At 62.3% G+C, this 22,868-nt stretch carries 21 protein-coding genes and 1 pseudogene; 14 read left to right on the top strand and 8 right to left on the bottom strand.

What is annotated here, in order from left to right; genetic code table 11:
* Positions 1-8 precede the first annotated feature (8 nt).
* A complete protein-coding gene (locus ACNHKD_RS05990) occupies positions 9-1,217 on the top strand; it encodes an NnrS family protein (protein ID WP_442756165.1) in 1,209 nt (402 codons plus the stop codon).
* A 268-nt stretch (positions 1,218-1,485) separates the two neighbouring features.
* On the opposite strand, the gene ACNHKD_RS05985 is transcribed toward ACNHKD_RS05990, so the two are convergent.
* The 4 genes from ACNHKD_RS05985 to ACNHKD_RS05970 form a co-directional block, all read right to left on the bottom strand.
* Positions 1,486-1,968: a Spy/CpxP family protein refolding chaperone gene (locus ACNHKD_RS05985; RefSeq protein ID WP_442756164.1), complete on the bottom strand. Its 483-nt coding sequence runs from the start codon at positions 1,966-1,968 to the stop codon at positions 1,486-1,488.
* 321 nt (positions 1,969-2,289) lie between these two features.
* Positions 2,290-2,847 carry a peroxiredoxin gene (locus ACNHKD_RS05980; RefSeq protein ID WP_442756163.1) on the bottom strand — a complete coding sequence of 186 codons (558 nt, stop codon included), beginning with the start codon at positions 2,845-2,847 and terminating at the stop codon, positions 2,290-2,292.
* Positions 2,848-3,023: 176 nt separating this feature from the next.
* The gene (locus ACNHKD_RS05975) at positions 3,024-4,391 is read right to left on the bottom strand and encodes a tetratricopeptide repeat protein (protein WP_442756162.1); all 1,368 of its coding nucleotides are present in this window, start codon (positions 4,389-4,391) and stop codon (positions 3,024-3,026) included.
* Positions 4,392-4,675: 284 nt separating this feature from the next.
* Entirely contained in the window at positions 4,676-5,011 is a 336-nt protein-coding gene (locus ACNHKD_RS05970; RefSeq protein WP_442756161.1) for a hypothetical protein, read from the bottom strand.
* A gap of 545 nt (positions 5,012-5,556) precedes the next feature.
* On the opposite strand from ACNHKD_RS05970, the pseudogene ACNHKD_RS05965 reads away from it, so the two are divergent.
* The 4 genes and pseudogenes from ACNHKD_RS05965 to ACNHKD_RS05950 form a co-directional block, all read left to right on the top strand.
* Positions 5,557-8,163, top strand: a pseudogene (locus ACNHKD_RS05965) (cation-translocating P-type ATPase); the annotation flags it as partial.
* A gap of 36 nt (positions 8,164-8,199) precedes the next feature.
* On the top strand, positions 8,200-9,246 hold the full coding sequence (locus ACNHKD_RS05960) for an efflux RND transporter periplasmic adaptor subunit (protein WP_442756851.1): 1,047 nt from the start codon (positions 8,200-8,202) through the stop codon (positions 9,244-9,246).
* A gap of 66 nt (positions 9,247-9,312) precedes the next feature.
* The gene (locus ACNHKD_RS05955; protein ID WP_442756160.1) at positions 9,313-9,567 is read left to right on the top strand and encodes a DUF1538 family protein; all 255 of its coding nucleotides are present in this window, start codon (positions 9,313-9,315) and stop codon (positions 9,565-9,567) included.
* 46 nt (positions 9,568-9,613) lie between these two features.
* Positions 9,614-9,883: a KGG domain-containing protein gene (locus ACNHKD_RS05950; protein ID WP_442756159.1), complete on the top strand. Its 270-nt coding sequence runs from the start codon at positions 9,614-9,616 to the stop codon at positions 9,881-9,883.
* 552 nt (positions 9,884-10,435) lie between these two features.
* Here ACNHKD_RS05950 and ACNHKD_RS05945 read toward each other — a convergent pair.
* Together ACNHKD_RS05945 and ACNHKD_RS05940 are read right to left on the bottom strand one after the other, a co-directional pair.
* Positions 10,436-11,887 (bottom strand): TolC family outer membrane protein, encoded by a 1,452-nt coding sequence (locus tag ACNHKD_RS05945; protein WP_442756158.1) that lies wholly within the window; start codon positions 11,885-11,887, stop codon positions 10,436-10,438.
* 16 nt (positions 11,888-11,903) lie between these two features.
* Complete coding sequence (locus ACNHKD_RS05940) at positions 11,904-12,560, bottom strand: TetR/AcrR family transcriptional regulator (protein ID WP_442756157.1); 657 nt, start codon at positions 12,558-12,560, stop codon at positions 11,904-11,906.
* Between the two features lie 108 nt (positions 12,561-12,668).
* On the opposite strand from ACNHKD_RS05940, the gene ACNHKD_RS05935 reads away from it, so the two are divergent.
* From ACNHKD_RS05935 to ACNHKD_RS05925, 3 genes are read left to right on the top strand one after another with little or no spacing between them, the layout of a single operon-like run.
* A complete protein-coding gene (locus ACNHKD_RS05935; RefSeq protein WP_442756156.1) occupies positions 12,669-14,669 on the top strand; it encodes an FUSC family protein in 2,001 nt (666 codons plus the stop codon).
* A complete protein-coding gene (locus tag ACNHKD_RS05930; protein WP_442756155.1) occupies positions 14,666-14,875 on the top strand; it encodes a DUF1656 domain-containing protein in 210 nt (69 codons plus the stop codon). The genes ACNHKD_RS05935 and ACNHKD_RS05930 overlap by 4 nt, the downstream gene beginning before the upstream one ends.
* Positions 14,872-15,804, top strand: coding sequence for an efflux RND transporter periplasmic adaptor subunit (locus ACNHKD_RS05925; protein ID WP_442756154.1), 933 nt, complete (start codon positions 14,872-14,874; stop codon positions 15,802-15,804). The genes ACNHKD_RS05930 and ACNHKD_RS05925 overlap by 4 nt, the downstream gene beginning before the upstream one ends.
* Before the next feature lie 43 nt (positions 15,805-15,847).
* Here ACNHKD_RS05925 and ACNHKD_RS05920 read toward each other — a convergent pair whose 3' ends face one another.
* Positions 15,848-16,039, bottom strand: a complete 192-nt coding sequence (locus ACNHKD_RS05920; RefSeq protein ID WP_442756153.1) for a hypothetical protein — start codon at positions 16,037-16,039, stop codon at positions 15,848-15,850.
* A 218-nt stretch (positions 16,040-16,257) separates the two neighbouring features.
* Between ACNHKD_RS05920 and ACNHKD_RS05915 the strand changes: the two genes are divergently transcribed.
* From ACNHKD_RS05915 to ACNHKD_RS05890, 6 genes are all read left to right on the top strand, one after another.
* On the top strand, positions 16,258-16,431 hold the full coding sequence (locus ACNHKD_RS05915; RefSeq protein WP_442756152.1) for a hypothetical protein: 174 nt from the start codon (positions 16,258-16,260) through the stop codon (positions 16,429-16,431).
* 482 nt (positions 16,432-16,913) lie between these two features.
* On the top strand, positions 16,914-17,195 hold the full coding sequence (locus ACNHKD_RS05910; protein ID WP_442756151.1) for a hypothetical protein: 282 nt from the start codon (positions 16,914-16,916) through the stop codon (positions 17,193-17,195).
* A 189-nt stretch (positions 17,196-17,384) separates the two neighbouring features.
* Positions 17,385-17,984 (top strand): ANTAR domain-containing response regulator, encoded by a 600-nt coding sequence (locus ACNHKD_RS05905; RefSeq protein WP_442756150.1) that lies wholly within the window; start codon positions 17,385-17,387, stop codon positions 17,982-17,984.
* Positions 17,985-18,183: 199 nt separating this feature from the next.
* Complete coding sequence (fae, locus tag ACNHKD_RS05900) at positions 18,184-18,693, top strand: formaldehyde-activating enzyme (protein ID WP_442756149.1); 510 nt, start codon at positions 18,184-18,186, stop codon at positions 18,691-18,693.
* 127 nt (positions 18,694-18,820) lie between these two features.
* On the top strand, positions 18,821-22,057 hold the full coding sequence (locus tag ACNHKD_RS05895; protein ID WP_442756148.1) for an efflux RND transporter permease subunit: 3,237 nt from the start codon (positions 18,821-18,823) through the stop codon (positions 22,055-22,057).
* Between the two features lie 97 nt (positions 22,058-22,154).
* Entirely contained in the window at positions 22,155-22,406 is a 252-nt protein-coding gene (locus ACNHKD_RS05890) for a hypothetical protein (RefSeq protein ID WP_442756147.1), read from the top strand.
* A 96-nt stretch (positions 22,407-22,502) separates the two neighbouring features.
* On the opposite strand, the gene ACNHKD_RS05885 is transcribed toward ACNHKD_RS05890, so the two are convergent.
* Positions 22,503-22,724, bottom strand: a complete 222-nt coding sequence (locus tag ACNHKD_RS05885) for a hypothetical protein (RefSeq protein ID WP_442756146.1) — start codon at positions 22,722-22,724, stop codon at positions 22,503-22,505.
* Positions 22,725-22,868 lie beyond the last annotated feature (144 nt).

Raw genomic sequence — 22,868 nt, 5'->3', positions numbered from 1 at the left:
GGCGTATCATGCCCCCTATTCCGCGCTACCGCGCCCAGGAGAGCCACACTTTTCTGACGTCCTTCCTTTCGGCAGGGTTTCGTCCCTTCTTTCTCTCCGCCGCGCTTTGGGCCGCCGTCGCCCTACCGCTGTCGATCGCCTATTTCGAGATGGCCGCCGACCTGCCGACGCGATTCTCGCCGAGCATCTGGCACCCGCATGAGATGGCCTTCGGTTTTGGAGGCGCGGTGGTGGCGGGATTTCTTCTCACGGCCATTCCCAATTGGACTGGGCGAATGCCCTTGCAAGGCGCGCCGCTCGCCGGTCTTGTCGCGCTATGGTTTCTCGGCCGCATCGCCGTCTTTTTCTCGGCAAGTGCGCCGGCGCCCCTCGTAGCGGCCCTCGATCTCGCTTTTCCGGCTTCGTTTCTCCTCGTCGTCGCGCGCGAAATTGTGACTGGACGGAACTGGCGCAACCTCCCCATGGTGGCCGCTCTCGCGTTTCTCTTTGTCGGCAATATGCTCACGCACCTCGACGCCATGAACCTCGCCGCAACGGGCGTCCTCGGGTCGCGGGTAGGCGTCGCCACGCTCGCCATGCTCGTCGCCCTCATTGGCGGGCGCATTACACCCAGCTTCACCCGCAACTGGCTGGCGAAAACCCTGCCAGGCGCGGTCGAACCAGCTCCTTTCGGCGCGCTCGACCGCTTCGCTCTCGCGACAACGCTCTTGGCGCTCATCGCCTGGGTTACGTTCCCAGATACGAGACCGACCGCCATCCTCCAGATTATCGCGGGCGCCGCGCTGTTTGCGCGACTCATGCGCTGGCGTGGCGCCAGCACGGGCGCGGAGCCTCTGCTGTTCGTGCTGCATCTGGGCTATGGCTGGCTTGCGCTTGGCCTGCTGCTTATGGGCGCGAACGAATTTCTTAGCGTTACGGACCCGACCGCGCCTCTGCACGCGCTTACCGCCGGCGCCATCGGAACAATGACGCTCGCCGTGATGACCCGCGCGACGCGTGGCCATACGGGGCGCGCGCTCATCGCCGATCGTGGAACGGTGGCCATCTTCGTCGCCGTAACGCTCGCGGCGGCGCTGCGCGTCGGCGCGCCTTTTACAGGCGAATATTATTTTGTCTCCCTCGCGGTAGCGGCTGGGCTGTGGAGTCTGGCTTACGCGCTCTTCGCGCTGCTGTATTTTGGGATGCTAACCGGGCCGCGCGCGCGGCCGGACGCATAGGCGCCCGAGGTCTTTTTCGCCGCGCGCGTCTTTTGGCGCCGTTCATGGTCACCCGCTCACCCAAATATCCGCCATTGCTCTCAGGCAGGCTGCCGGGATTTTGCTGCGCATGCGCAAAGGACCACAAGCGAACGTTGGGGACTTTGCGACAAGCCGTCGCCCGGGGCGTTCCTGTTCGGCGCCGCGGCATTGGCCGGGCGTGATCTCCGCAAGCGTTCCCGCAACAGGAGACTTGACGTCTTCCGCTCATGCCCCGCCGCCGCCTTTGTCAGTGGCCGACGCGCGATCCCCAATGCTCGCGCCCATCCGGCTTCATGAGCACATGGAAGAGAAGAACGCCGAGGCGGCGCTTCTGCGCATCATCGAGACTGTCGAAGAGCGGTTTTGCGGCATCCGCGAGTTTGCTCAGCTCCGCACCCCGCGAAGTGAGGCCCTGGGCTCGAAGCCGCAGACCCTCAATGACATTGTGATGCTCGCGAATGTCTTTCCACTTTTCCCGCCAATCGGCGGCGCGATCTGCGCGAGCCTTCCAAACTTCGCGCAAAGCGGTTTCGACGGCGGGCCACGTTTTTTCCTGCGCCGCAGTAAGCTTCAATCCCGCTTTCAGGGCTGCCGCCCTGGCGTCCAGGAAAGCCGCGCGGTCTTCTGGAGAGAAACCATGATCGCCGGCTTGAGCAGGCTGATCGGCTGCAGATGGGTCGGCAAGGGCGGCCCCTGACAGGCCCGCCGCAGCGAGAGTCGCTGCGGACATTATCGTGAGGAGTCGTTTACGCAAGACGCAGCCTCGGATTCCGGTTGGCGATGAGCCCGATGTATGTCTGCGCCTAAAAACGGCAAATTAAGCTTTTGTAACCAATGGCTCCGCCATCTTCACGCCGCGACGCCCAGCGCGCCAGGCTGGCGTTACGTTGCGATAACAATCGTAAGTTGGCGACGCAACGTCGCGAGCGGCTCCCGCGCTCCGAAGAACGCGCCGCGTTGCGCGGCAGAAAGCCCGCCAAGGAAACGATTAAGTCTGAAGGCGCGCTGGAAGCGGCGCCCGCCTCTCGCAGACGCCGCTTTCCTCATCCCATCATGCCGCCGGCTTCAGAACCTCGCCGCCGATCGGCCGGTTGCAGGCGCAAAGCTCGCCGGTCTGAAGCGCGTCGAGCACGCGGAGCGTATCCTGCGGAGAGCGCCCGACGTCGAGATTGGTCGCGTAGACATGCTGTATCACATTATTCGGATCGACAATGAAAGTCGCTCGGTAAGCGACGCCTGTCGGCGCGCGCACGCCCAGCCCATCCACCAGGGCGCCGCCGGCGTCGGCAAATTGCCAGATCGGGAGCCGGTTGAGATGCTTATGATCCCGCCGCCACGCAAGCTTGACAAATTCGTTATCGGTTGAACCGCCGAGAACAATGGCGTTGCGTCTGGAAAATTCCTCGGAGAGGCGTGCGAATTCGGCGATCTCGGTCGGGCAAATGAAGGTGAAGTCCTTTGGATAGAAGAAGATCACCTTCCATTTGCCGGTAAAGCTCGTCTCGTCGATCACCTCGAAGGCGGACGCGCCATTTTCCTCGATTTCATTAAAGCCGGGCCTGACTCCCGTAACCTTGAACGCGGGCAACTTGTCCCCGATTCCGAACATGTCGAACTTTTCCCTTTTTAGACGAGTCGATGAGCGGCCGACTGTCGCGGCTTGTTCCTTAGCGGCACGCTGAAGCAAGCCGGTCATATCGTCAACGCCAAGCCGCGTTGATTGGAAATTTAGCAATTTCCAAATCACTCCAATTCCACACTTCTCAAACCGTCGATCGGCGTGATCTAGTCGCAGACTCCACAACGATCTCGACGGAGCCCGACATCCACATTGTCGATTTCGCTCGCGATGCGACGCGTCGTCGGATGTTCCGGTCCAAGCGTCTCGCCAAGCGTCGCTACTGCGCGAACAAGATCGTTCTTCGCGAGGGTGAGACTTTCAGAGCCGCCGACGGCGCGTCGGATCGACGCGCGCAACCAAAGATCGGCGGCGATATGCGGATGCTCGACGCCAAGCAATCTTTCGTCGATCTCCAGCGCTTGGGTCACCAGAACTTCAGCGCGCCGATAATTTTCGATTCCCCCGAGTTCCTTGAGCACAAGCGCGAGGTTGGAGAGATGCTTCGCATGTTCGGAATGGTCGCGAGCGATCGTCTTTTCGTCGTTCGCCAACGCCCGGATCAGATATTGTTCCGCGCGTTCAAGATTTTCCCGACCGCCAAGATCCCTGAGCGCCATGGCGAGATTCGAAAGGCGAATGCTGACGACAGGATGCTCCTCGCCATACGCCGTCTCGTCAATTTCCAGCGCACGAATAAGGTGCTCCCTGGCCAATTCAAGATTGGCTTTCCCTCCGCACGCCTTGAGAGTGGCGGCGACGCTCGAGAGTCGAATGGCGACATGCGGGTGATCAGCGCCGAGCGCCCTTTCTTCGATCGCCAGCGCTCGCGAAAGGCAGTCTCTGGCGAGATCAAGATTTTGCGCCCCTCCAAATTCGTGCAGCAAGCTCGCCAGATTGGAAAGACGAATCGCAATCGAAGGATGGCCTGCGCCAAGCGCCTTCTCGTCGATTGCGAGCGCCCGCAACAGATAATTCTTGGAAAGCCTGAGATTCGCCGTTCCTCCGATCGTGCGGAGCGCTATTGCGAGATTCGACAGACGAACGGCGATCAAAGGATGGTCTGGGCCGAGCGCCCTCTCGTCGATCGCGAGCGCGCGGTCGAGAAAGTCTCGGGCGCGACAGAGATTGTCTCGTCCGCCGATATCGACCAAAAACGCCGCGAAATCCGAAAAGAGGCCGGCCGTCGCCATGTGCTCTTTCCCAAAGCTTCGCTCCGCCAGGGCAAGCGACTTTTCAAAGAACGACAGCGCCTCGTCGTGAGCGCCGCATGCATGGTGACGATATTGGGCCAACCGACCCAGCAGCCGGCTTGCCTCTCCCTCGACGCCGGCCGGGATGGCGGCCCCCACTAAAGCCATCGCCGCGTCGTCGAGTTGACGCGCATCCGGCCATTCTTCAGCATTTACGACGTCATCGGGATAGACGGCTAGCATCGCCTTGATCAATTCGGCTTTCCGTTCGTCGCTTGCGGAAGCGATCGCCGCGGCGTTTTGCGAAAATATTTGCAAGAGAGGATCAAGATTGAGCGTCATCGTCACGGTTCCAGCTTCGCCTTCGTCCTTGATCGATTGTGGATACGCCAGGCGAAGTCTCTTTAGGACGATAATAGCCCAAGCTGATCAGGCTGCACATGTCTCTCGGCTCCAGTCCAAGCGAGGCGGATCTTCAGCTGGAACCATTCCTGACAAGCGCATCTCCTGCGCGCGCGGTTCACGCAAGCCCTCACATGGGCGGAGGTCAAGCGCCTCCCGATCGTTGTCGGCCGCGCGCGACCCGCGTTCTCAGACTGAAGAGCGGCCGATCGCACAGCTTGCTGCTATAAAGCGACCTTTCGCTCGATAAGCTCAACACAAGCGCGAACCGCGTCGCCGATATTCCATTCGGCCGCGGCGCCGTCATCCGCGAAGGTCGCCGCAAACCGCAATAGCGCCAATGCCCCGGCGACGGTCTGCGGCCGAACGGCCAAAAGCCCTCTCTCATAATCGCAAAGCCTATAACATGCGTCCTCCTGCACGCGCTGGGCGGCTTCATAGGCCGCGCGATCTTGGCTGAAGTATAGACTGTCGGCCTTGGCGATCGCTTGCGCGTATAAGGCCTTCAGCGCCTCCCGTTCGGAGAACGCCTCAAAGATGGCTTCACGCGACTCCACCATCGTCTCTCTCCCTCGCGGCTGCTTTCGACGGAAAGCGCCTTTCGCGTAAGTTGCAATTTCTCCTTCATGGCAACTCGCGTGCCGAGCTCTGAGAGGGGACATTACGTTTCCAGTGGAAAGGCCGACGAAAGGGCTGGTTAGGAGCGCAGGCGAGCTTTATGCGCCAATTGCTGCATTTCAACATCAATTCTTTCACGCCAGCGGCGAGGGGGAAACGCCGATCCGACGGATTCGTCGGGTCAATTCAATATCGCGCTATCAAAGCGTCGTGGACCAAATAAGCGCAGCCGCTCGCGCGAACAGGACGAATCTGCTTCAAAAAGGGACGCAGCTGCGCCTCGGCAGTTAGTCCCGGTCAGGTCGCGCCGATGCACTGCAAAATTACGCGCCGGGCGTCCGTCCCCGCTGTTTGCCCTTATTGGGCAGCGACCCTACCTTTTGCTCCTGGCGCCTTGGTCGAAGCAATGTTTGCCGTCTGAAGGGGAAGACTTTTCCAAGAAAATGACGAATAGCCTCGGCTCTCCCCCTAAAAATTCAGGAGCATCATGCAGGGACTGACGACCCACGAGGCGCGTGTGCGCCTCGCCAAATTCGGCCCGAACACGCTGCCCGAAGCGCAACCGCCCTCCTTCGCGACAGTCTTTCTCGGACAGTTCCTCAGTCCACTGATTTATATCCTGGTCGCCGCAGCCGCCGTCGCTATGACGATCGGCGACGCGAAAGACGCCGCCTTTATCGGCGTGGTGCTGATAATCAATGGGATTATTGGCGCGATTCAGGAATATTCCGCCGGCCAGGCCGCGGCCGCGCTGCGCGAACGCGACCAGCCGCGTGCGCTGGCCTTGCGCGACGGCGTCCAGCAGGAAATTGACGCGAGCGATATCGTGCCGGGCGACGTCGTCCTGCTCGAGGCCGGACGCCGCGTGCCGGCGGATCTGCGACTTATCGAATCTGCGGATCTGCGTTGCGATGAATCGCTTTTGACGGGCGAGTCTGCGCCGGTGAAGAAGGTTGTCGCGGCTGGGGCGATGGAGGTCGCGCGCGACGGCATGGCGTTCGCCGGTTCGATGGTCACGCGCGGGCGCGGCGTCGGCGAGGCGACAGCGACGGGTCTCATGACCGAGGTCGGCAAAATTGCCGGAGAACTCGTCAAGCCTTCGGCGTCCCAGCCGCCGCTGATCATCCGCATGGAGCGTTTCTCCAGGTTGATCGCGATTTTGGTGGCGATCGCGGTGGGCCTTCTCATGGTGATCGGCTATCTGCGCCACATGGGGCTCCTCGAGCTCTTCATGATGGCGGTCGGGCTGGCCGTCGCCGCCATCCCCGAAGGATTGCCGGTCGCGATCGCCGTAGCGCTGGCGATCGGCATGCGGCGGATGGCCAAGGCCAATGTGATCGTGCGCAAGATGGCCGCGGTAGAGTCGCTCGGCTCCTGCACCATGATCGCCACCGACAAGACGGGCACGCTCACCCGCAACGAGCTGGCCGTCACCGCCATCGCCCTGCCGGACGGCTCGACCCTCGCCCTCGAACCAGGGGACGGCGTCGGGGCCTATTCTTTCCGCGGCGCGACGCGCTACGAGCAGGCCGATCTTCTGCTTGCGGCGCTTCTACGCGCGGCGGCGCTGCCCAATGAGGCGGAAATCCGGCGCGAGAAGGAAGAGATCAGAGGCGTGGGCGACTCGGTCGACGTCGCCCTGCTTGTCGCCGCGCATCGGAGCGGCGTCGCGCATGAGGAGCTCAGGGCGCGCTATCCGCTCGTAAAGCGCATCCCATACGAGCCCGACCTCAAATATGCCGCGTCCTTCCATCGGCACGAGGAAAAGGACGCCGTGCGCATCTTCGTCAAGGGTGCGCCCGAGACGCTCATCGCGATGGCCGACCGCATGGACGTCGGCGGCGCTCTGGCGCCGATCGACCGTGACGCGCTTTGGCGCCAGAAAGACGCGCTCTCGGAAAAAGGCCTGCGCGTTCTGGCTTTCGCCGAGGGCGAGATCGCGCCCGAGCCCGACCATGGTTATGGCCCTCGCCATCTCGCAAATCTCGTCTTTCTCGGCTTGGTCGGCATGCATGATCCGCTGCGGCCGGAGGCGCGGCGCGCTATCGGCGAATGCCACGACGCCGGCATTGTGGTGGCGATGGTGACGGGCGACGCGCCCGGCACGGCCGCAGCAATAGCCAGAAAGGCGGGCATGGCCTTTTCGCCCGACCAAATCGTGACGGGCGACGACATGCGGCGCGCCGAGGAAGCGGGCGAGGCGGCGCTCGACGCATTGACGAATCGCGCCCGCATCTATGCTCGCGTCGAGCCGATCCAGAAGCTTGCAATCGTCCTGTCGCTGGCGCGCAACGGTCATTTTGTCGCCGTGACCGGCGACGGGGTCAACGACGCGCCGGCGCTCAAGCACGCGCATGTCGGCGTCGCCATGGGCAAGCAGGGCGCCGACGTCGCCAAGGAAAGCGCCGACATCATCATCGCGGACGACAATTTCGCCTCGATCGTGCGCGGCGTGTTGGAGGGCCGCGTCGCCTACGCCAACATCCGGAAGGTCATCTTCCTGCTGGTTTCCACCGGCGCGGCCGAGCTGCTGCTTTTCCTTCTGACCATCCCGGTCGGCCTGCCCATGCCGCTGCTGCCCGTGCAACTGCTGTGGCTAAACCTCGTCACCAATGGCGTTCAGCACATTGCGCTCGCGGCTGAAAAGCCGGAGGGCGACGAATTGACCTATCCCCCGCGCAAGCCGGAGGAGCCGATTTTCGACGGCGTGATGATCGCTCGCAACGTCTATTCGGCGCTCGTCATGGCGGGCGTCGGCTTCGGGCTGTTCTACTGGCTCGTGGTGCGCGGCTACGACACGGACCACGCCCGCAATCTCTTGCTGCTGCTCTTCGTGATCTTCGAGAATTTCCAGGCGCTGAATGCGCGCTCGGAACACCATTCACTCTTTTACAGAGGCCTGTTCTCCAGTCCGCTGCTCATCGCGAGCGTCTTCGGCGCGCAGGCGATCCATCTTTTCGCGTCGCATATTCCAAGCCTTGCCGCTACGCTGCGCATCTGGCCGCCGACGGTCGCGGAATGGGGCGCGCTGCTCGCCGCAGGCTCGTCTCTGCTCGTTGTGATGGAGATCGAAAAATGGTGGACCGAGCGCCACAAGCGCTTGAAGGGGAAGCTTGAGCCCGAAGCTGCGATGGCGGCGCCCGCCCGTATGCGCCGCTACGCGCCTCTCGTAGCGAGCGCCACGCTTGTCGCGGCGGCGGCGGGTGGCGCGCTTTATTGGCGGACCATGCAGGAAGGCGCGCGTCACGAACTCGCGACAGTGGAGCGGGGCGCTATTATCCGAACTGCAGACATGACGGGCGTCGTCGTCTCAGCGCCGCCCGCCGCAGCGGCCGCGCCCGTCCCGGGCATGATCGAGTCGGTGGCCTGCCGCGACGGCGATCAGGTGAAAGCCGGGCGCATCTGTGCAAGGATCATTCCGTTGGACCGTCAAGCGGAAGTCGACCGCGCGCGCAGGGCGCTCGCAGCCGCGCAGGCGGCGCAACGCAGGAGCGCCGCCGCGCTTGAGCGCGCGACGACCGCGAAAACGCGCGCGGCGGCCCGCTTAAGGCAAGCGCAGACCGTGACGAGCCGGCGCGAGGCCGCCTTGCGCGCAGCGCAGGAGAAGGGCGCGCCGGTCGTTGCGCCCGTTGACGGAACCGTCGGCGGGAGCCGCCTGGAGGCCGGCGTGGCGGCCAAGGCGGGCGAGATATTGTTCCGCGTCGCTCCAGCCGAAGGGAGTTTGCATTTCGAAGCCGCGCCGGAGGCGGGAGCCGCTTTGCAGGCGCCGCCCGGCGCCCCGGCGACGGCGACCTTCGCGAACGATCCTTCGCAACGAGTCACGGGGAAGTTGCGCGAGACAAGCCAGGCAAAAAACGCCTTGAGGATCGTCGTCGAGGTTCCGGCGCCCGCGTCCGCCGCGCGGCCCGGCGCGACGGCGTCGCTGCGCATAGAGCTCGACCGGCGGGAGGATGTCTTGCGCGTCCCGTACCGCGCCCTGCATTACGCTCCCTCCGACGGCGCGTCGCTTGCGCCGCCACCCTCTGGATGGGCGCGCGTGTGGGCGTGGCGAGATGGAAACGCGGTTCCGGTCGCCGTGAAGCCGGGCCTCGACGATGGCGCTTACGTCGAGATCGTTGGCGGCGCGCTCGAGGCAGGCGATCGCGTCGTCGTGAACGGAAAGAAGAGAACGCCTTGACCGGCGGCGACAATCAAGGCGGGTCTCCAAATCTCGGAGGCCGCCCTGGCCGGGCTAAGGGCTCCAATGGGCCGGCCATCGCCGCCGCCCATTAGATGCGAGAAGCGCGACGAATGCCGTTTCCAGCGGCGGGCGGTCATTCTGATGTCCTCGAGCGACACAGACTTTGTCGCCATCGCCGTGGACGCGGGCGGAGTCGCCGCCGGCCCATTGGCGAACTCCTTCCTGCTCGCTTTTGCGATGGGCGCATCTGCCCGACAATATGACCAGTCCGGCCGCCATTGCGCTCGCCGCCAACAGCTACGCTTGCCTGAATCGTAAACATACATTCTAGCTTAGCTTTTGGATATAGCCGGAGCAGCGGATTATGGACGAGCCTAGGAAGAGCAAGCGTGGCTTCGCCTCCATGTCTCCGGAGAAACGGCGCGAGATCGCGCGCAAGGGCGGAAAGAGCGTGCCAGCCGGAAAGCGCAGTTTTTCGCAGGACGCTAAATTGGCGGCGAAGGCCGGAAAAAAGGGCGGGCAATCCGTAAAGCCCGCCAATCGCTCATTTTCGCGAGACCACGCGCTTGCGTCTGAAGCTGGTCACAAAGGGGGGACGGCCAGCCATAAGAAGCGACAGCAGGGGGAGGGCTGACCTTGCCGGTCTTTTCGATGGAAACTTAAAAACCGTAACGGCAAGCGGAGCGCTCAGGTTTCCCGGGCGAAAACGCCTGCCATCCCCCGAGTCGCGAACAAGCTCGACGATCGGCGGCGCACGAACGGCGCTTCGTACTTTCCACAGCTGGCGCTTTATAACGGTCTTTGTATCGTAAGCCTGCGCGAGCGAAGGGCCGCCAAGAGCGCTGCTGCGCGGTCTGCGGATTGGCAGACGATCAAACTGGCGGCGGGCCCGTCATCTCGGGACGGGGGGCGGGCCGCCGACCAGCGTGCTCCCGACAAGGAGCTTGAGCGAGACAGGAACTTCGCGCCAAAAAAAAAGCCCGGCGAAGGCCGGGCGCAGGTTGGGGAGGAATGTTGTCGGCTCCGGCATTAACGCGCACCCGCCTCATTACCTATGCGACAGCTTGCCATGCGCGCGAATGTCGCAGATTTCTTCGGCCGCGAAAGCGGAACCGCAGAGGAAGCGCCTGCCCCGTTATGCGCCGCTTTCGTCCCTTGGCGGTTGCTCACATGAGCGCCGCGTGATCTAGGGATATGTAGGCGTTTCGGCGCCGAACCATTTGGTCTTTACCTGTTCGTAATGAGCGCTCGGGTCGTAAATTACGACGTCCAGGCTCAACCCTCGCGCGGAAAGTCTGCCGATTGCGCCGAGCGCCGCGTAAGAGGCGACGACCACGTCGCGCTGCGCCTTCACGATCGCGACGCGGGCGTCCAGGAGCGCCTGTTGAGCGTTCAGGACGTCGAGCGTCGTACGCTTTCCCGTCTTCGCCTCGTCCCGCACCCCCACGAGCGCGGTCTTTGCCGCCATTTCGGAAGCGCCCCCTGAGATCAGCGAGGCTCTCGCCGCTTCGAGCATTCCGTAGCTCGATACGACGCTCGCCCTTACGCTGTCGCGCTGCACGTCCGCGTTCAAACGCTCCCGCCCAAGCTGCTCCTTGGCCTGGCGGATCGACGAATAATCCCCGCCGCCCTGATAGAGAGGCACATTGAGCACCCCGATCACGGCGGCGCCAAACTGGCGGGTGCCGGGAATTCCCAAAATGGCGTCCCGCTGGCTGCTGATCTGCGCTCCGATGGAAAAAGTTGGAGAAAGCGCGCTTTCTGCTTTTTTTGCCGACTGCTCGGCAGCGTCCGCCTCGTGTTGAGCCGCCGTCACGCCCGGATGTTCGGCAAGGGCTATGCCGATCGCTTCGTTCACGGACTTCGGCAGCATGGATTCAACCGACCGGGCGGGCTCAAGACGCCGCGGTTCGTTTCCCATGAGTTGGCGATAGACGGCGATGCTGGTCCTAAGTTGCGCTTGGGCCGCGTAGAGCGCCGAACGCGCCTGCGCCAGCGACGCCTGAGCTTGTGCGACGTCCGTCCCGGTCACCGCGCCGGCGTCAAAACGGTCGGCCGTCACCCTGAGCTGCTGCTTCAGCACGAAGATGTTGTTCTCGCGCAACTTCTCGATCGCCGTATCGCGCAAGACGTCCACATAGGCGGTTGCGCCGTTCTGGAGAACCGACTGCTCGGTGAGACGCAATGCCGATCGCGCGGCGAGGACGCTCGATTCCGCCTGCCTGAACGCGCTTTCGGAACGTCCGCCATCGAAGAGGGTCTGGGAAACGGTGAGCGCCGCGCCACGAGGATAGCTGATAAATTCGTCGCCGAAAAACTGACGTTGTCCCGTCGCCATCGAACGCCCGGCATAGATCTTAATCGCGCTCGCCTGCGCGCCTGCCGTCGCCTGGATGCTTGCTTTGGGACGAAGGCCCGCGAGAGCCTTGGGCGCCTCTTCATCTTGCGCGCGAACGCTCGCCCGCGCCTGGTTCAGATCGGGGTTGCCGAGATATGCGCGCGCCAACGCCGAGCGGAGGCTTTCCGCGCGGACTGGCTGAGCGCCCCCCGCTAGAAGCAAGCCGCCGAGCAGCGCGATGGACAGGAAGCGGCGCGTCGCCGAAGCATTCGCGCACGCGGTTCCTCGCCAGTTTTTCACGGCCGCTTCTTTGTCCTCACTGATCGAAGAGAAGATCGAGATTGGTCTGAAAGAGCGCGCCGATATCGAGGGGCTGGGACCTGTCGAGCAAGCCGTTATGGACAATGCCGTACCAGATCGGCGCGATCAGCAGTTCCGGATGATCCACCAGCGCGTCGGATTTCAGCTCTCCGCCTTCTCTCGCCGATTTCGCGAGATAGCGAAGCTGGTTCAAGAGCGGATCGAACATCTCCCGACGGTAGATTTCGACGAGCACCGGGAATCGCACGCCTTCCGTCAGAACGAGCCGCGCGAGAGCCGCGCGGCCCTGCCGCTCCACCACTTCCATCGCAGGCGACATGGTCCGCCTGAGAAACGCGCCCACTTTTTCGCCCGGCGACCGGTTGGCGACGTTCACCTCGACGACGGCGCTGGCGATCTCCTGCCGGACAACAGCTTCGAACAATGCCTCCTTCGTCGGGAAGTAACGATAGGGCGTGCCCTTCGCGACGCCCGCGCGGCGCGCGACAGCTTCCATGGTCGCCCTTGCGAAGCCTCTTTCAAGGAACTCCGCGAGCGCCGCCGAAACGATCATATGGCGCGTCTGCGCCGTCTTCTCGGCGCTCGGGCTTCTCTTGCGTTTCTGAAGCTCCCCGTTCCGAGCCTCGCTTGGCCGCCTGTCGAGCGCCGCCATATCGTTCTCCGTCCCTTGACATGAAATGACTAACAGGTCATTTTTATGAAATCAAGAGGTTCGACGCGCGACCGTGCGGCGCCTGTCTCTTCCAAGGTAAAAAAAGACGTGCTGCGCAGCCGAAAGCATTGGCTTTTTTCAATCCAGGCGTTTCTCGCCGGCGTCCTCGCGCTGGCGATCGCCTTCTGGCAGGATTTACCGCGGCCCTATTGGGCGCTCGCAACCGTATACATCGCGTCGCAGCCGCTGATGGGAGCGACCTTCTCGAAATCCTTCTACCGGGCGATCGGAACCGTGGCGGGCGCCGGCATGGCTATCCTGCTGGTTCCTAATCTGGTGAATGCGCCGCCGGTTCTCGTACTGGCGGTCGCCCTCTGGTCCGGCCTTTGCCTGTATCTTTCGATACTGGACCGCACCCCACGCGGATACGCCTTTATGCTCGCGGGCTATACTACGGCGATCATCGGCTTTCCCGCGGTCGAAACGCCGATCGAAATTTTCGATCTGGCGCTTGCGCGGACCGAGGAAATCCTCGTCGGCATTTTCTGCGCCGCATTGACGTCCAGCCTTTTTTTCCCGCGCAGCGTCGGGCCGGCGGTCGCGGAACGCGCGGCGCTTTGGCTGGACGACGCGCGGGCGGCGGCGCGCGACGCGCTGCGCGAGACAAATGCAAGCGTGAGAGAGGCGCATTGGCTGCGACTCGCCGGCGATACGACCAAGATCGAAGCGCTCGCGGAGCATCTGCCGTTTGAGGCGGCGGAAAGCCGCGCATCTCTCCCCCTGGTTCAAAGCCTTGTTCCGCGCATGCTCATGACCTTGGCGGCGATCTCGGCGATTCGAGATCTTACGACTGAACTTCACGGGCTCGGCGGTCCTTCGCCTCGCGCGGCGTCCTTGCTGGCGCGCGTCGAAACGACGCTCACGACTGACTCCGATGGCGCGAGCACCACATTGCCGGACGCGATAAACGCCGACATAAGCGCTATGGGCGACGTCGCATCCTGGCGCGAGCTCGTCGAGTTGAATCTCGCCGTTCGGCTGCGCGATCTTGCCGCCCTCTTTTCGGACAATGGCGCCCTTGCCGGCGCCCTCGCCTCCTCCAATGCGCACGGCGCGAACGTCCCGCTCGCCTTTCCCATCGACGCGGACGCATCGCGCGTTCGACACGACGAACATGCGCGGGCGCTCATCGCGGCCGCGACGCTCTCGTCCGCTCTGATCCTGTGCTGCGCCTTCTGGATTCTGACGAGCTGGCCGGATGGGGCCGCCGCCGCGATGATGGCGGCCGTCGCCGGCAGTCTGTTTGCGACCCAGGACGACCCCGTGCCTTCTATCCGGAAGTTCGGGTTTTGGAGCGCTGTCGCGGTGGCCGTTTCGGGCGTCTATGTGTTCGTTATCCTTCCCAAGGTGCATAGCTTCGAGACTCTCGCGCTCGCTCTTGCGCCGGCTTTGCTCCTCTTTGGCCTGCTTATCGCGGAACCGAAGACATTTGTGATCGGCATAGCGCTTGGCATTCTCATGCCGACGACCATGGCGCTGCAGGGCGCCTATGACGTAAACGCCAAGGCTTTCCTTAATACGGGCCTCGCAATGGTCGCCGGCATGGCGATCGCGGCGGCGACGACGGCGGCTCTTCGCGTGATCGACGCCGAATGGCGTCTGGCGCGGTTCATTCGAGCCAATCATCGCAGTCTCGCGGAAGTCGCCGATATACGAGGCCAGCGTAACGACGCCTATCTGCTGGGGTTGATGTTCGACAGGCTGTCGACGGTCGCGCCCATTATTCAAACCGCCGATGCGGATATGCCCGACGCCATGCGACAGTTGCGGGCGGGGCTGAACATGGTGGAGGCCCGCAAAGCGCGCGCGGAGCTGCCGGACAAGGCGCGCCGACGGCTCGACGCCGCCCTGTTACGCCTGCGGAGGAGCTACCGCCAGCATGCGCCGCTGGATCGGCGCGCGCTCGAATCGCTCAATCACGCCATTCAAGCCCTGCGGCCGGATGATCCTGCGGATAGGACGGCGCTTCTCGCGCTCGTGGGTCTGCGCCGGTGCCTCTTCCCCGAAGCGGCGCCCCTTCAAATTGCTGTCTCGGGAGGACATCCATGAACGCGGAAGTCAGCTTCTTCGGGCTATACGCGCCAAGCATTCTCATTTGCGCGCCGCTCGCTTACATACTCGCCTCCCTTTTGAGGATGACGCTGAGCGCCTTGGGGATTTACGGGCTTCTCTGGCATCGCGGACTCGCCAGCCTGGCCATCTTCATCTGCCTTCTCGGCGCGGTCCTGCATTTTCTGTCGAGGTCCTCGCTATGAAGGAAGCGGTCGCGAAGTCGCTCGGATTTCTCCTCACCATGGTTTTAACGGCGGCGGCGCTTTTCGTCGGCTGGCGTCTCTGGGCCTATTACGAAGAAGAGCCATGGACGCGCGATGGCCGCGTTCGCGCAGAGGTCGTGTCTGTCGCGCCCGACGTGTCCGGGCTGGTGAGCGATGTGCTGGCGCACGACAATCAGCGCGTCCGGAAAGGCGACATTCTTTTCCGCATCGACCGGAAGCGCTTCGAGCTGGCGCTTCGCCAGGCAGAGGCGACGCTCGCCGGCCGCGCCGCGGCGCTGGAGGTCGCCTCAGAGGACTTCAAACGCTATCGCACGCTCGACGCGAAAAACAATATCGCCGTTTCAAAGCAGCAGCTCGAGAACGTGACCGGCCAGCAGGCTCAGGCGCAGGCGGCCTATGAACAGGCGCTTGCCGAGCGCGATCTCGCCCGCCTCAATCTCGAACGCTCGGATGTGCGCGCCTCAGTCAATGGACCTATGACGAATTTCGAACTGCGGCCGGGGAGCTATGTGACCGCGGGCAAGCCGGTCGCGGCGCTCGTCGACGAAGATAGCCTTCACGTTGACGGCTATTTCGAAGAGACAAAGCTTCCCATGATTCACGTCGGCGATCGCGCCGCCGTGCGTCTCATGGGCGAACGACAGGCGCTGTTCGGCCATGTCGAAGGGATCGCGGCCGGCATCGAGGATCGCGACAGAAGCAGCGGCGCCAATCTGCTGGCCAATGTAAACCCGACCTTCAACTGGGTGCGGCTTGCGCAGCGGATTCCGGTCCGGATCGCGCTCGACCGGCCGCCGTCGGATGTGCTCCTTGTAGCTGGCCGGACGGCGACGGTCATTATCGGGCCGGACAAGGAAGGCGGGGTGGCTTTCTCTCTCTTTCCTCGCTCTGCATCAGCGCGCAAGTGACATGACGGGCGCGCCGCCCGCTCGCGCAGTCATACAGCGAGGCTTACGGCGCAAGAAGATCCCGCGCAATTGTCGAGCCGTCGAGCAGCGGATTCACCGGCATGGCGAATCCCAGCATGAACGCAGCAATCGCCATCGCTGACACGATCAAAATGGAAGCGCGCAGATGACGGCGCGCCAGTTCTGGCGGATAAGGGGCCTCTCTCCGGCCGTCGGGTTCCTCGTCGGTCAACATGATCGCTCCAGACATGCTCGACGCCTTAGCAGCCGGCTGGTCAGAGATATGTGCGCCACCGCACGCATTCGACCAGATAGGGGCATAGCCGTCCGGCCGCCACTGAGAAGCGCCCGCGTCCGCATTTGCCGCAAAAAAACGCTCGCGTAATCCCGCCTTTATCCTGCCGCAGTCCCCTATGAGGCTTCGCCGTTCGAGATCAGAACAGGCAAGGCGTCATGACCGACCACGCCACGAATCTGACGATCGAAGAAGTTCGCGCAAGGATCGACGCATTGCTGGATGCGCTCGTTAATGGCCGAGACGAAGAAACGGTCCGAGAGCTTCAGACGCTTGCGGCGCTGGAACGCAAAATCGGCGAGGAGCCGGACGCCTTCGCTGACTGGTTGTAAAGCAAGCCGGAAGCATGACGTATGCGCCGCCTGGGAGGATGTTCGATCGAAATGCGGTCGGCATATGATTTGCTCACGCCGCAGGCAAGGCGAAAGCAGCTCTCGGGAGCCGCCGTCATGGCCGAGTTTCCAATGGAAGGGGCCAAATCTCGGGTTAAGCGTCGCTTCACCGTAGACGTTCGTCGGGATCGTAGCCGGCGCGTTTTACAACTCGGGAACAGCGACTCCGACCTCAAAACGACGAGAGCGACGTTACGACGACGGTCACGCCCGCAAGGGCAAACAGCAGGGCGACGAAAGGTAGATAGCTTTGCACGGAGACCGACTCTCGCTTATCGGCGCGAATAGTAGATTCAAAGTCTCCTACTTCGTTCTCTGCATTATTTCCGGACAAAGCCTAAGAGCGCGTAACGGCAACACTACTGAAATCACGCTAACGCCCCGGTCACAAACGCTGGGCGGCTATAGCTGGATACCCGGGATTGACCGTGACTTTCCGCGCGAGCGCCTCGCTGCAAGGCTCGACGCGCGGCTGGGATCCTGAGATTCGCAGCCAGACGGCCCCCGCCAGTCCGCTTTTCTATGGCGGTCAGCGCGTCGAGCTTTTCGGAGGCGATTTCGTCAGCGGCAAGTTCATTGTCTATGACAACTGGACGCTCCTGGCTGAAGCGGGCTTGCCGGTCTATCAAAATCTGAACGGTCCGCCTCGCGGCAAGCGGGCGGCGCGCACGGCGCCGCTTCGGCTCAGCGCTTTTTTGCGATAAATTGATCGATCGGGAACGTCCCTGCCTCGCGCCGAGATTTGGCGCCGTCTGGCTGCTGTCTGGAGACCCCATCCATTCTCGTCGCAATCACGCTTTGCAACCTCGCGGTTGTCAACGTCATTGACGCCATGCTGGTTGCCCTACACAATTAATCGATTGGCGGAAAATGCTTTTCCACCAAGCTTCTCAATGCCCCGAGCCGCCTTCCCTCCGCCCGTGAAGATTGTCATCGTCGACGAGAGCTCCATCCGCGCCGCAATCCTCGAAGAGGGCTTGCGCGAAGCAGGCTTCACCGAGGTCGAGCGGATCGCCGAACGGCGTAATCTTTTGAAATGGGTTTATTCGATCGATCCCGACGTAATTCTCATCGATCTCGAGAATCCGTCACGCGACGAGCTTGAACAGATGTTTCAAGTGAGCCGCGCCGTGCGCCGCCCCGTCGCCATGTTCGTCGATCAATCCGACGCCGCCTCCATCCAGGCTTCGGTCGAAGCCGGCGTTTCCGCCTATATCGTGGACGGGCTGAAGAAAGAGCGGATCAAATCGATTCTTGATCTCTGCGTCTCGCGCTTCAACGCCTTCGCCAAATTACAGAACGAACTGGAGCGCGCGCGCTCAGACCTCGAAGAGCGCAAGACGATCGATCGCGCGAAAGGCATTTTGATGAGAGCCAAGAAGCTTTCGGAGGAACAGGCCTACAAGCTGATGCGCGGCGTCGCGATGCGCGAGAGCAAGAAGATCGTGGATATCGCGCAGTCCATCATTACGGCGTCGGAGCTTTTAAAATGAGCGCCGGCCGCGAGATCAGGATCGGCGCGCGCCGAGGCCATTTTTCAAGCGCGCGGGCCAAAGGGTCGACGAATCGGTGTCGGCGGAGCCGCCCAAGAATCGCCGGCGATCATTTTTCTACTTGTTTTGTAGATTTACTCGTATATCATCCGGTCGAGCTTCCTTCTGAAGCCCCTTTGTCCCCAGGCAGGAAAGAAACATGGCGAAGATCAATAAGCTTCTGGTTGGCGAATCGCTCATAGGCGAAGGCAATGAAGTCGCGCATATCGATCTGCTCATCGGCCCTCGCGGCTCCGCCGCCGAGCTCGCTTTCGCCAACGCGCTTGTGAACAACAAAGATGGATTCACCACGCTCCTCGCGGTCGTCGCTCCCAATCTCCTCGCGAAGCCAAGCACGATCCTCTTCAACAAGGTGACCATCAAAGGCGCCAAGCAGGCCGTTCAACTCTTTGGCCCGGCCCAGCATGGCGTCGCGAAAGCCGTGGCGGATTCGGTCGCGGAAGGCGTCATTCCGCTCGAAGAGGCCGACGACCTTTTCATCTCGGTCGGCGTCTTCATTCATTGGGAAGCGAACGACGATAAAAAGATCCAGGACTACAACTACCAGGCCACGAAGGAGGCGATCGCCCGCGCGGTCGCAGGCGAGCCCAAGGCGGCGGAAGTCGTCGCCAAGCGCAACGACGTCAAACATCCTTTCGCCGCGAATTGACCCCCTACCACTCCGCGGCGACCGCGACGGTCGGCCTTGACGCCGACCGTCGCATCAAGAGCGATTTGCGCGTTCATTACGTCAGTCCGCTTATGGATGGCGGCGCGATGGCTGGAGCCCGTCCGAAATGAGGCTGCTCGAAACGGCGGTCGCGCGGCCTGTCGCGACGTCGCTCCTCATAGCTGGCCTGACGCTTTTCGGCGCTGTCGCATTCTTTTTGCTGCCCGTGGCGCCCGTCCCCCAGATCGATTATCCAATGATCACTGTCTCGGCCAACATGCCGGGCGCAAGCCCGCAGACAATGGCCGCAGCGGTAGCGACGCCGCTTGAACGGCGTCTCGGCCTGATCTCGAGCGTCAATGAGATGACCTCGACGAGTTCGCTCGGCACAACGCGGGGCTCCCTGCAATTCGATCTCGATCGGGACATTAACGGCGCCCAGCGCGACGTACAGGCTGCGATCGCCGCCGCGCGCGCAGATCTTCCGCTGACGTTACGCAGCAACCCAACGACGCGCGCCACTGGTCCAGCCGACGTGCCGGTCCTGACTCTCTCGCTTACATCAAATACGCTTTCGCAAGGGCAGCTTTTCGAAGCCGCCTCTAATTTCCTGCAGCAGCCGCTCTCACAAGTGCCAGGAGTCAGCCAGGTTTCGGTCAACGGAGGCTCGTTGCCCGCTGTTCGCGTCGAACTCAATCCCGGCGCGCTTTTCAAATACGGCCTCTCGCTCGAGGACGTGCGCGCCGCTCTCTCGGCGGCGAATTACAACGCGCCCAAAGGCGAGCTGACGTTCGGGGAACGGCGCCTGCAAATATACGGCAACGATCAGTTGCGTCGCGCGAACGATTATAGAGATCTCGTAATTGCGCATCGCGACGGCGCAATCATAAGGCTCCGCGACGTGGCGGACGTCATCGACTCCATCGAGGATGCGCGCAGCTTTGGTCTGGTCGACGATGTTCCGGGAATTCAGGTGAACGTCTCCCGCGCCCCGGGCGCAAACAACATCGAGGTCGCCGACAAGGTCAAGGCTTTGCTTCCCGCGCTCACCGCAGCTTTGCCGGCTGACGCCGTCATGCGGATCATGAGAGATCGGACTCTAACCATCCGCTCCTCGTTGCATGAGGTCGAAAGAGGTCTCATCCTGGCGATCTCATTCGTCATTCTGACTGTATTCCTTTTTTTGCGCGATTGGCGCGCCACCCTCGTTCCGAGCATATCCGTGCTCGTGTCGCTGATCGGCTCGTTCGGGGCCATGTATCTGCTGGACTATACGCTCGATAACCTTTCGCTGATGGCCTTGACGATCGCCACCGGCTTTGTCGTCGACGATGCTATTGTCGTCGTCGAAAACATTGTTCGGCATATGGAGACCGGAGCGCCGCGTCTGCGCGCCGTCATCGAGGGAAGCCGGGAGGTCGCATTCACCGTGCTGTCCATGAGCCTGTCGCTTCTTGCGGTGTTCATGCCGATTTTGCTGATGGGCGGATTTGTCGGACGCATGCTGCGCGAATTTGCGGTAACGCTATCCGTCGCGATCCTCATCTCGCTTGCGCTCTCGATAACCGCGACGCCCATGCTTTGCGCCCAAATCATGCGCGCCCATTCCGATTCCGCGTCTTCTTCGTCATGGATATTGAGGGCGAGCGAAAGCGCGCTCTCGTTTATGCAAAGGGGATATGAAAAGTCGCTCGCCTTGGCTCTTGCGCGCCCACGTCTGACAATGGCGTCGCTTCTTGCAACGGTCGCGCTCAATTTCCACCTCTTTGCAATCATTCCGAAGGGATTCTTTCCGACGCAGGACACCGGCCGCATGCATGGCGCGCTCGTCGCCGACCAAAGCGTTTCCTTTCAGGCGATGAAAGCGAAACTTGAAGAAGCGATCGCCGTCATTAAGAGCGACCCGGCCATAGCGACAGCAGCCGGCACGATCGGCGGGAGCTTTTTCGGTCCCGGCGGCTCCGTCAATGTCGCGGATATGCAAGTCACCTTGAAGCCGCTCGGCGAACGCGGCGTCTCTGTCGATGAGGTTCTCGCGCGGCTGCGCGCCAAGGCGTCCAAGATCAGCGGGGCGTCGCTCTACCTTCAATCGACCCAGGACGTTCGCATCGGAGGGCGCTCGGGCAACGCCCTTTATCAATACACACTGCAATCCGATAGTCTCGAAGAGCTTGAGACTTGGGCGCCGCGCGCGCTCGAAGCGCTGCGCCGAAACCCATTTCTCCAGGACGTCAACTCGGATCAGCAGGACAGGGGACTACAGACGAGCGTCCAGGTCGACCGCGCGGCCGCCCGTCGTTTCGACCTTACCGCGGCGCAGATCGACAACACGCTTTACGATGCGTTCGGCCAGAGACAGGTGTCGACGATTTACGAACCGCTCAATCAGTATCATGTCGTCATGGAGATCGCGCCTAAATATCAGGGTTCGGCGAATGCTCTCGGAGACATCCTGATCGGCGCAGCCCCGAGCGCGCCCGGCGCGGCGCCTTCACCGGGGGCCGGCGTCGCGCGCAGCGATTCCGCTGTCCGGCGCGCGCCAAAGTCGGCGAACGCGCCGATGGCGCCGCTCTTGGCTTTCAGTCGGCTCGGCGCCGGAAGGACGTCTCTGCAGGTAAACCATCAAGGAAATTTCGCCGCCACCACCATTTCCTTCAATCTCGCGGAGGGGAAGTCGCTCAGCGACGCCACGGCGGCGGTCAGCGAGACGATGGAGGCGATTGGCGCGCCTGCGACAATCCACGGCGCTTTCGCGGGGACTGCGGCAAGCTATCAGGACACGCTGGCCAATCAGCCCTTGCTGATCGCAGCGGCGCTCGCGACGGTCTATATCGTGCTCGGAATGCTCTATGAGAGCTTTCTGCATCCGATTACGATTTTATCCACTCTTCCCTCGGCAGGCGTCGGCGCCCTGCTCGCGCTCATGGCCTGTAAGACAGACCTGAGCATTGTCGCGATGATCGGAGTCCTGCTGCTTATCGGGATCGTCAAGAAAAACGCGATCATGCTCGTGGATTTCGCGATTGACGCCAGACGGCGGATCGGAGTCGACGCTGGAGAAGCGATCCGCCGCGCTTGCGTTTGCCGGTTTCGGCCGATCGTGATGACAACGCTGGTTGCGCTGTTGACCGCTTTTCCATTGGCTTTCGGAACTGGCGAGGGATCGGAAATACGTCGACCCCTGGGCATAGCAGTCATCGGCGGGTTGATCGTAAGCCAGCTTCTCACCCTCTATACGACTCCGGTCGTCTTTCTCTACATCGATCGTATTCAAAATTGGCTATCGACCTTGCGCGTCGCGCATGTCAGGCCGACTCGGTCGGGTCCCGGCGCATCACGCCCATCGGCGCGGCCGTCGCCTTGAAGCGCTGAGGTCTTCTTGAAGCTTATCCCTGCTGCTTGCCGCGGGCGCCAGGCGCGATAGATGCGTTTGATGCGGCTTTTGCAGGTGGACCTTCCACATGAGCAGAGGCGCTATTCCTGTGATGGCGGCGACCGCTTTTCTTGCAATGGCGGCGCTTGCGCAATCCGCCGCGCAGGCCGGAGCGATCTACGACGATCGGCCGATCCTCGTGCGCCCGGCGCCGCACATTTGGCGGGGCGACTGCCCCACCTGCTACAAGGGTCATGACTTCGGAAGCGATTGCTTCCAATTCGTTTGGAACGGTTTCGAGCAAATTTGGACGAATGTGTGTTTGCTCGGGTGGCAATAGCTCGTCCCGCCTGATCTCGTTTCCGTAGCGTTGGTCTCCCGAACGCGCGCGTCTCCGGGTCGGCGCTTCGCGGACGAGGCTTCCCCTGTCTGCGCTCTACAGAAAGCCCGACGCCGAGATAACGCTCATGGCCAAACTCCGATCATGGCCCATCCAAGCCACGACAGCCTGCGCCAGAAGCTCTGCTGCGAAACAAATGCTGATGATGATAGCGAGAAAGCCCGCAAGACCGCCGGCGATGGACCCGATCTCGACGCTATGATCGCGCTTCGGGTCCAGCCAAATTACTTTTCCCCTTTCGTAACTGGGTCGCGCCATTGGAGGCCCCTGAGCAACTCGCTGCGTAAAATCATATACCCGCGATGTGCAATTAAAAGCCCTTTTTCCGTTGCCCGGAATTTCGACCTCCCAACTAGCGCCTGCATGCCGCTCCGGAGTCGCGTGGAGATGGATGCGATCGAA

The organism is Methylocystis sp. JAN1 (assembly GCF_052186135.1).
Classification (GTDB): domain Bacteria; phylum Pseudomonadota; class Alphaproteobacteria; order Rhizobiales; family Beijerinckiaceae; genus Methylocystis.
Note: the sequence above shows the minus strand (reverse complement) of the source record. Positions and strands in the feature narration are given on the sequence as shown.

Bases quoted from the DNA above. Each gene is read 5' to 3' on its own strand.
- ACNHKD_RS05990 (WP_442756165.1), top strand. From the start codon at position 9: ATGCCCCCTATTCCGCGCTACCGCGCCCAGGAGAGCCACACTTTTCTG.
- ACNHKD_RS05985 (WP_442756164.1), bottom strand. From the start codon at position 1,968: ATGTCCGCAGCGACTCTCGCTGCGGCGGGCCTGTCAGGGGCCGCCCTT.
- ACNHKD_RS05980 (WP_442756163.1), bottom strand. From the start codon at position 2,847: ATGTTCGGAATCGGGGACAAGTTGCCCGCGTTCAAGGTTACGGGAGTC.
- ACNHKD_RS05975 (WP_442756162.1), bottom strand. From the start codon at position 4,391: ATGACGCTCAATCTTGATCCTCTCTTGCAAATATTTTCGCAAAACGCC.
- ACNHKD_RS05970 (WP_442756161.1), bottom strand. From the start codon at position 5,011: ATGGTGGAGTCGCGTGAAGCCATCTTTGAGGCGTTCTCCGAACGGGAG.
- ACNHKD_RS05960 (WP_442756851.1), top strand. From the start codon at position 8,200: ATGGCGGCGCCCGCCCGTATGCGCCGCTACGCGCCTCTCGTAGCGAGC.
- ACNHKD_RS05955 (WP_442756160.1), top strand. From the start codon at position 9,313: ATGGGCCGGCCATCGCCGCCGCCCATTAGATGCGAGAAGCGCGACGAA.
- ACNHKD_RS05950 (WP_442756159.1), top strand. From the start codon at position 9,614: ATGGACGAGCCTAGGAAGAGCAAGCGTGGCTTCGCCTCCATGTCTCCG.
- ACNHKD_RS05940 (WP_442756157.1), bottom strand. From the start codon at position 12,560: ATGGCGGCGCTCGACAGGCGGCCAAGCGAGGCTCGGAACGGGGAGCTT.
- ACNHKD_RS05930 (WP_442756155.1), top strand. From the start codon at position 14,666: ATGAACGCGGAAGTCAGCTTCTTCGGGCTATACGCGCCAAGCATTCTC.
- ACNHKD_RS05925 (WP_442756154.1), top strand. From the start codon at position 14,872: ATGAAGGAAGCGGTCGCGAAGTCGCTCGGATTTCTCCTCACCATGGTT.
- ACNHKD_RS05920 (WP_442756153.1), bottom strand. From the start codon at position 16,039: ATGTTGACCGACGAGGAACCCGACGGCCGGAGAGAGGCCCCTTATCCG.
- ACNHKD_RS05915 (WP_442756152.1), top strand. From the start codon at position 16,258: ATGACCGACCACGCCACGAATCTGACGATCGAAGAAGTTCGCGCAAGG.
- ACNHKD_RS05905 (WP_442756150.1), top strand. From the start codon at position 17,385: ATGCCCCGAGCCGCCTTCCCTCCGCCCGTGAAGATTGTCATCGTCGAC.
- fae (WP_442756149.1), top strand. From the start codon at position 18,184: ATGGCGAAGATCAATAAGCTTCTGGTTGGCGAATCGCTCATAGGCGAA.
- ACNHKD_RS05895 (WP_442756148.1), top strand. From the start codon at position 18,821: ATGAGGCTGCTCGAAACGGCGGTCGCGCGGCCTGTCGCGACGTCGCTC.
- ACNHKD_RS05890 (WP_442756147.1), top strand. From the start codon at position 22,155: ATGAGCAGAGGCGCTATTCCTGTGATGGCGGCGACCGCTTTTCTTGCA.
- ACNHKD_RS05885 (WP_442756146.1), bottom strand. From the start codon at position 22,724: ATGGCGCGACCCAGTTACGAAAGGGGAAAAGTAATTTGGCTGGACCCG.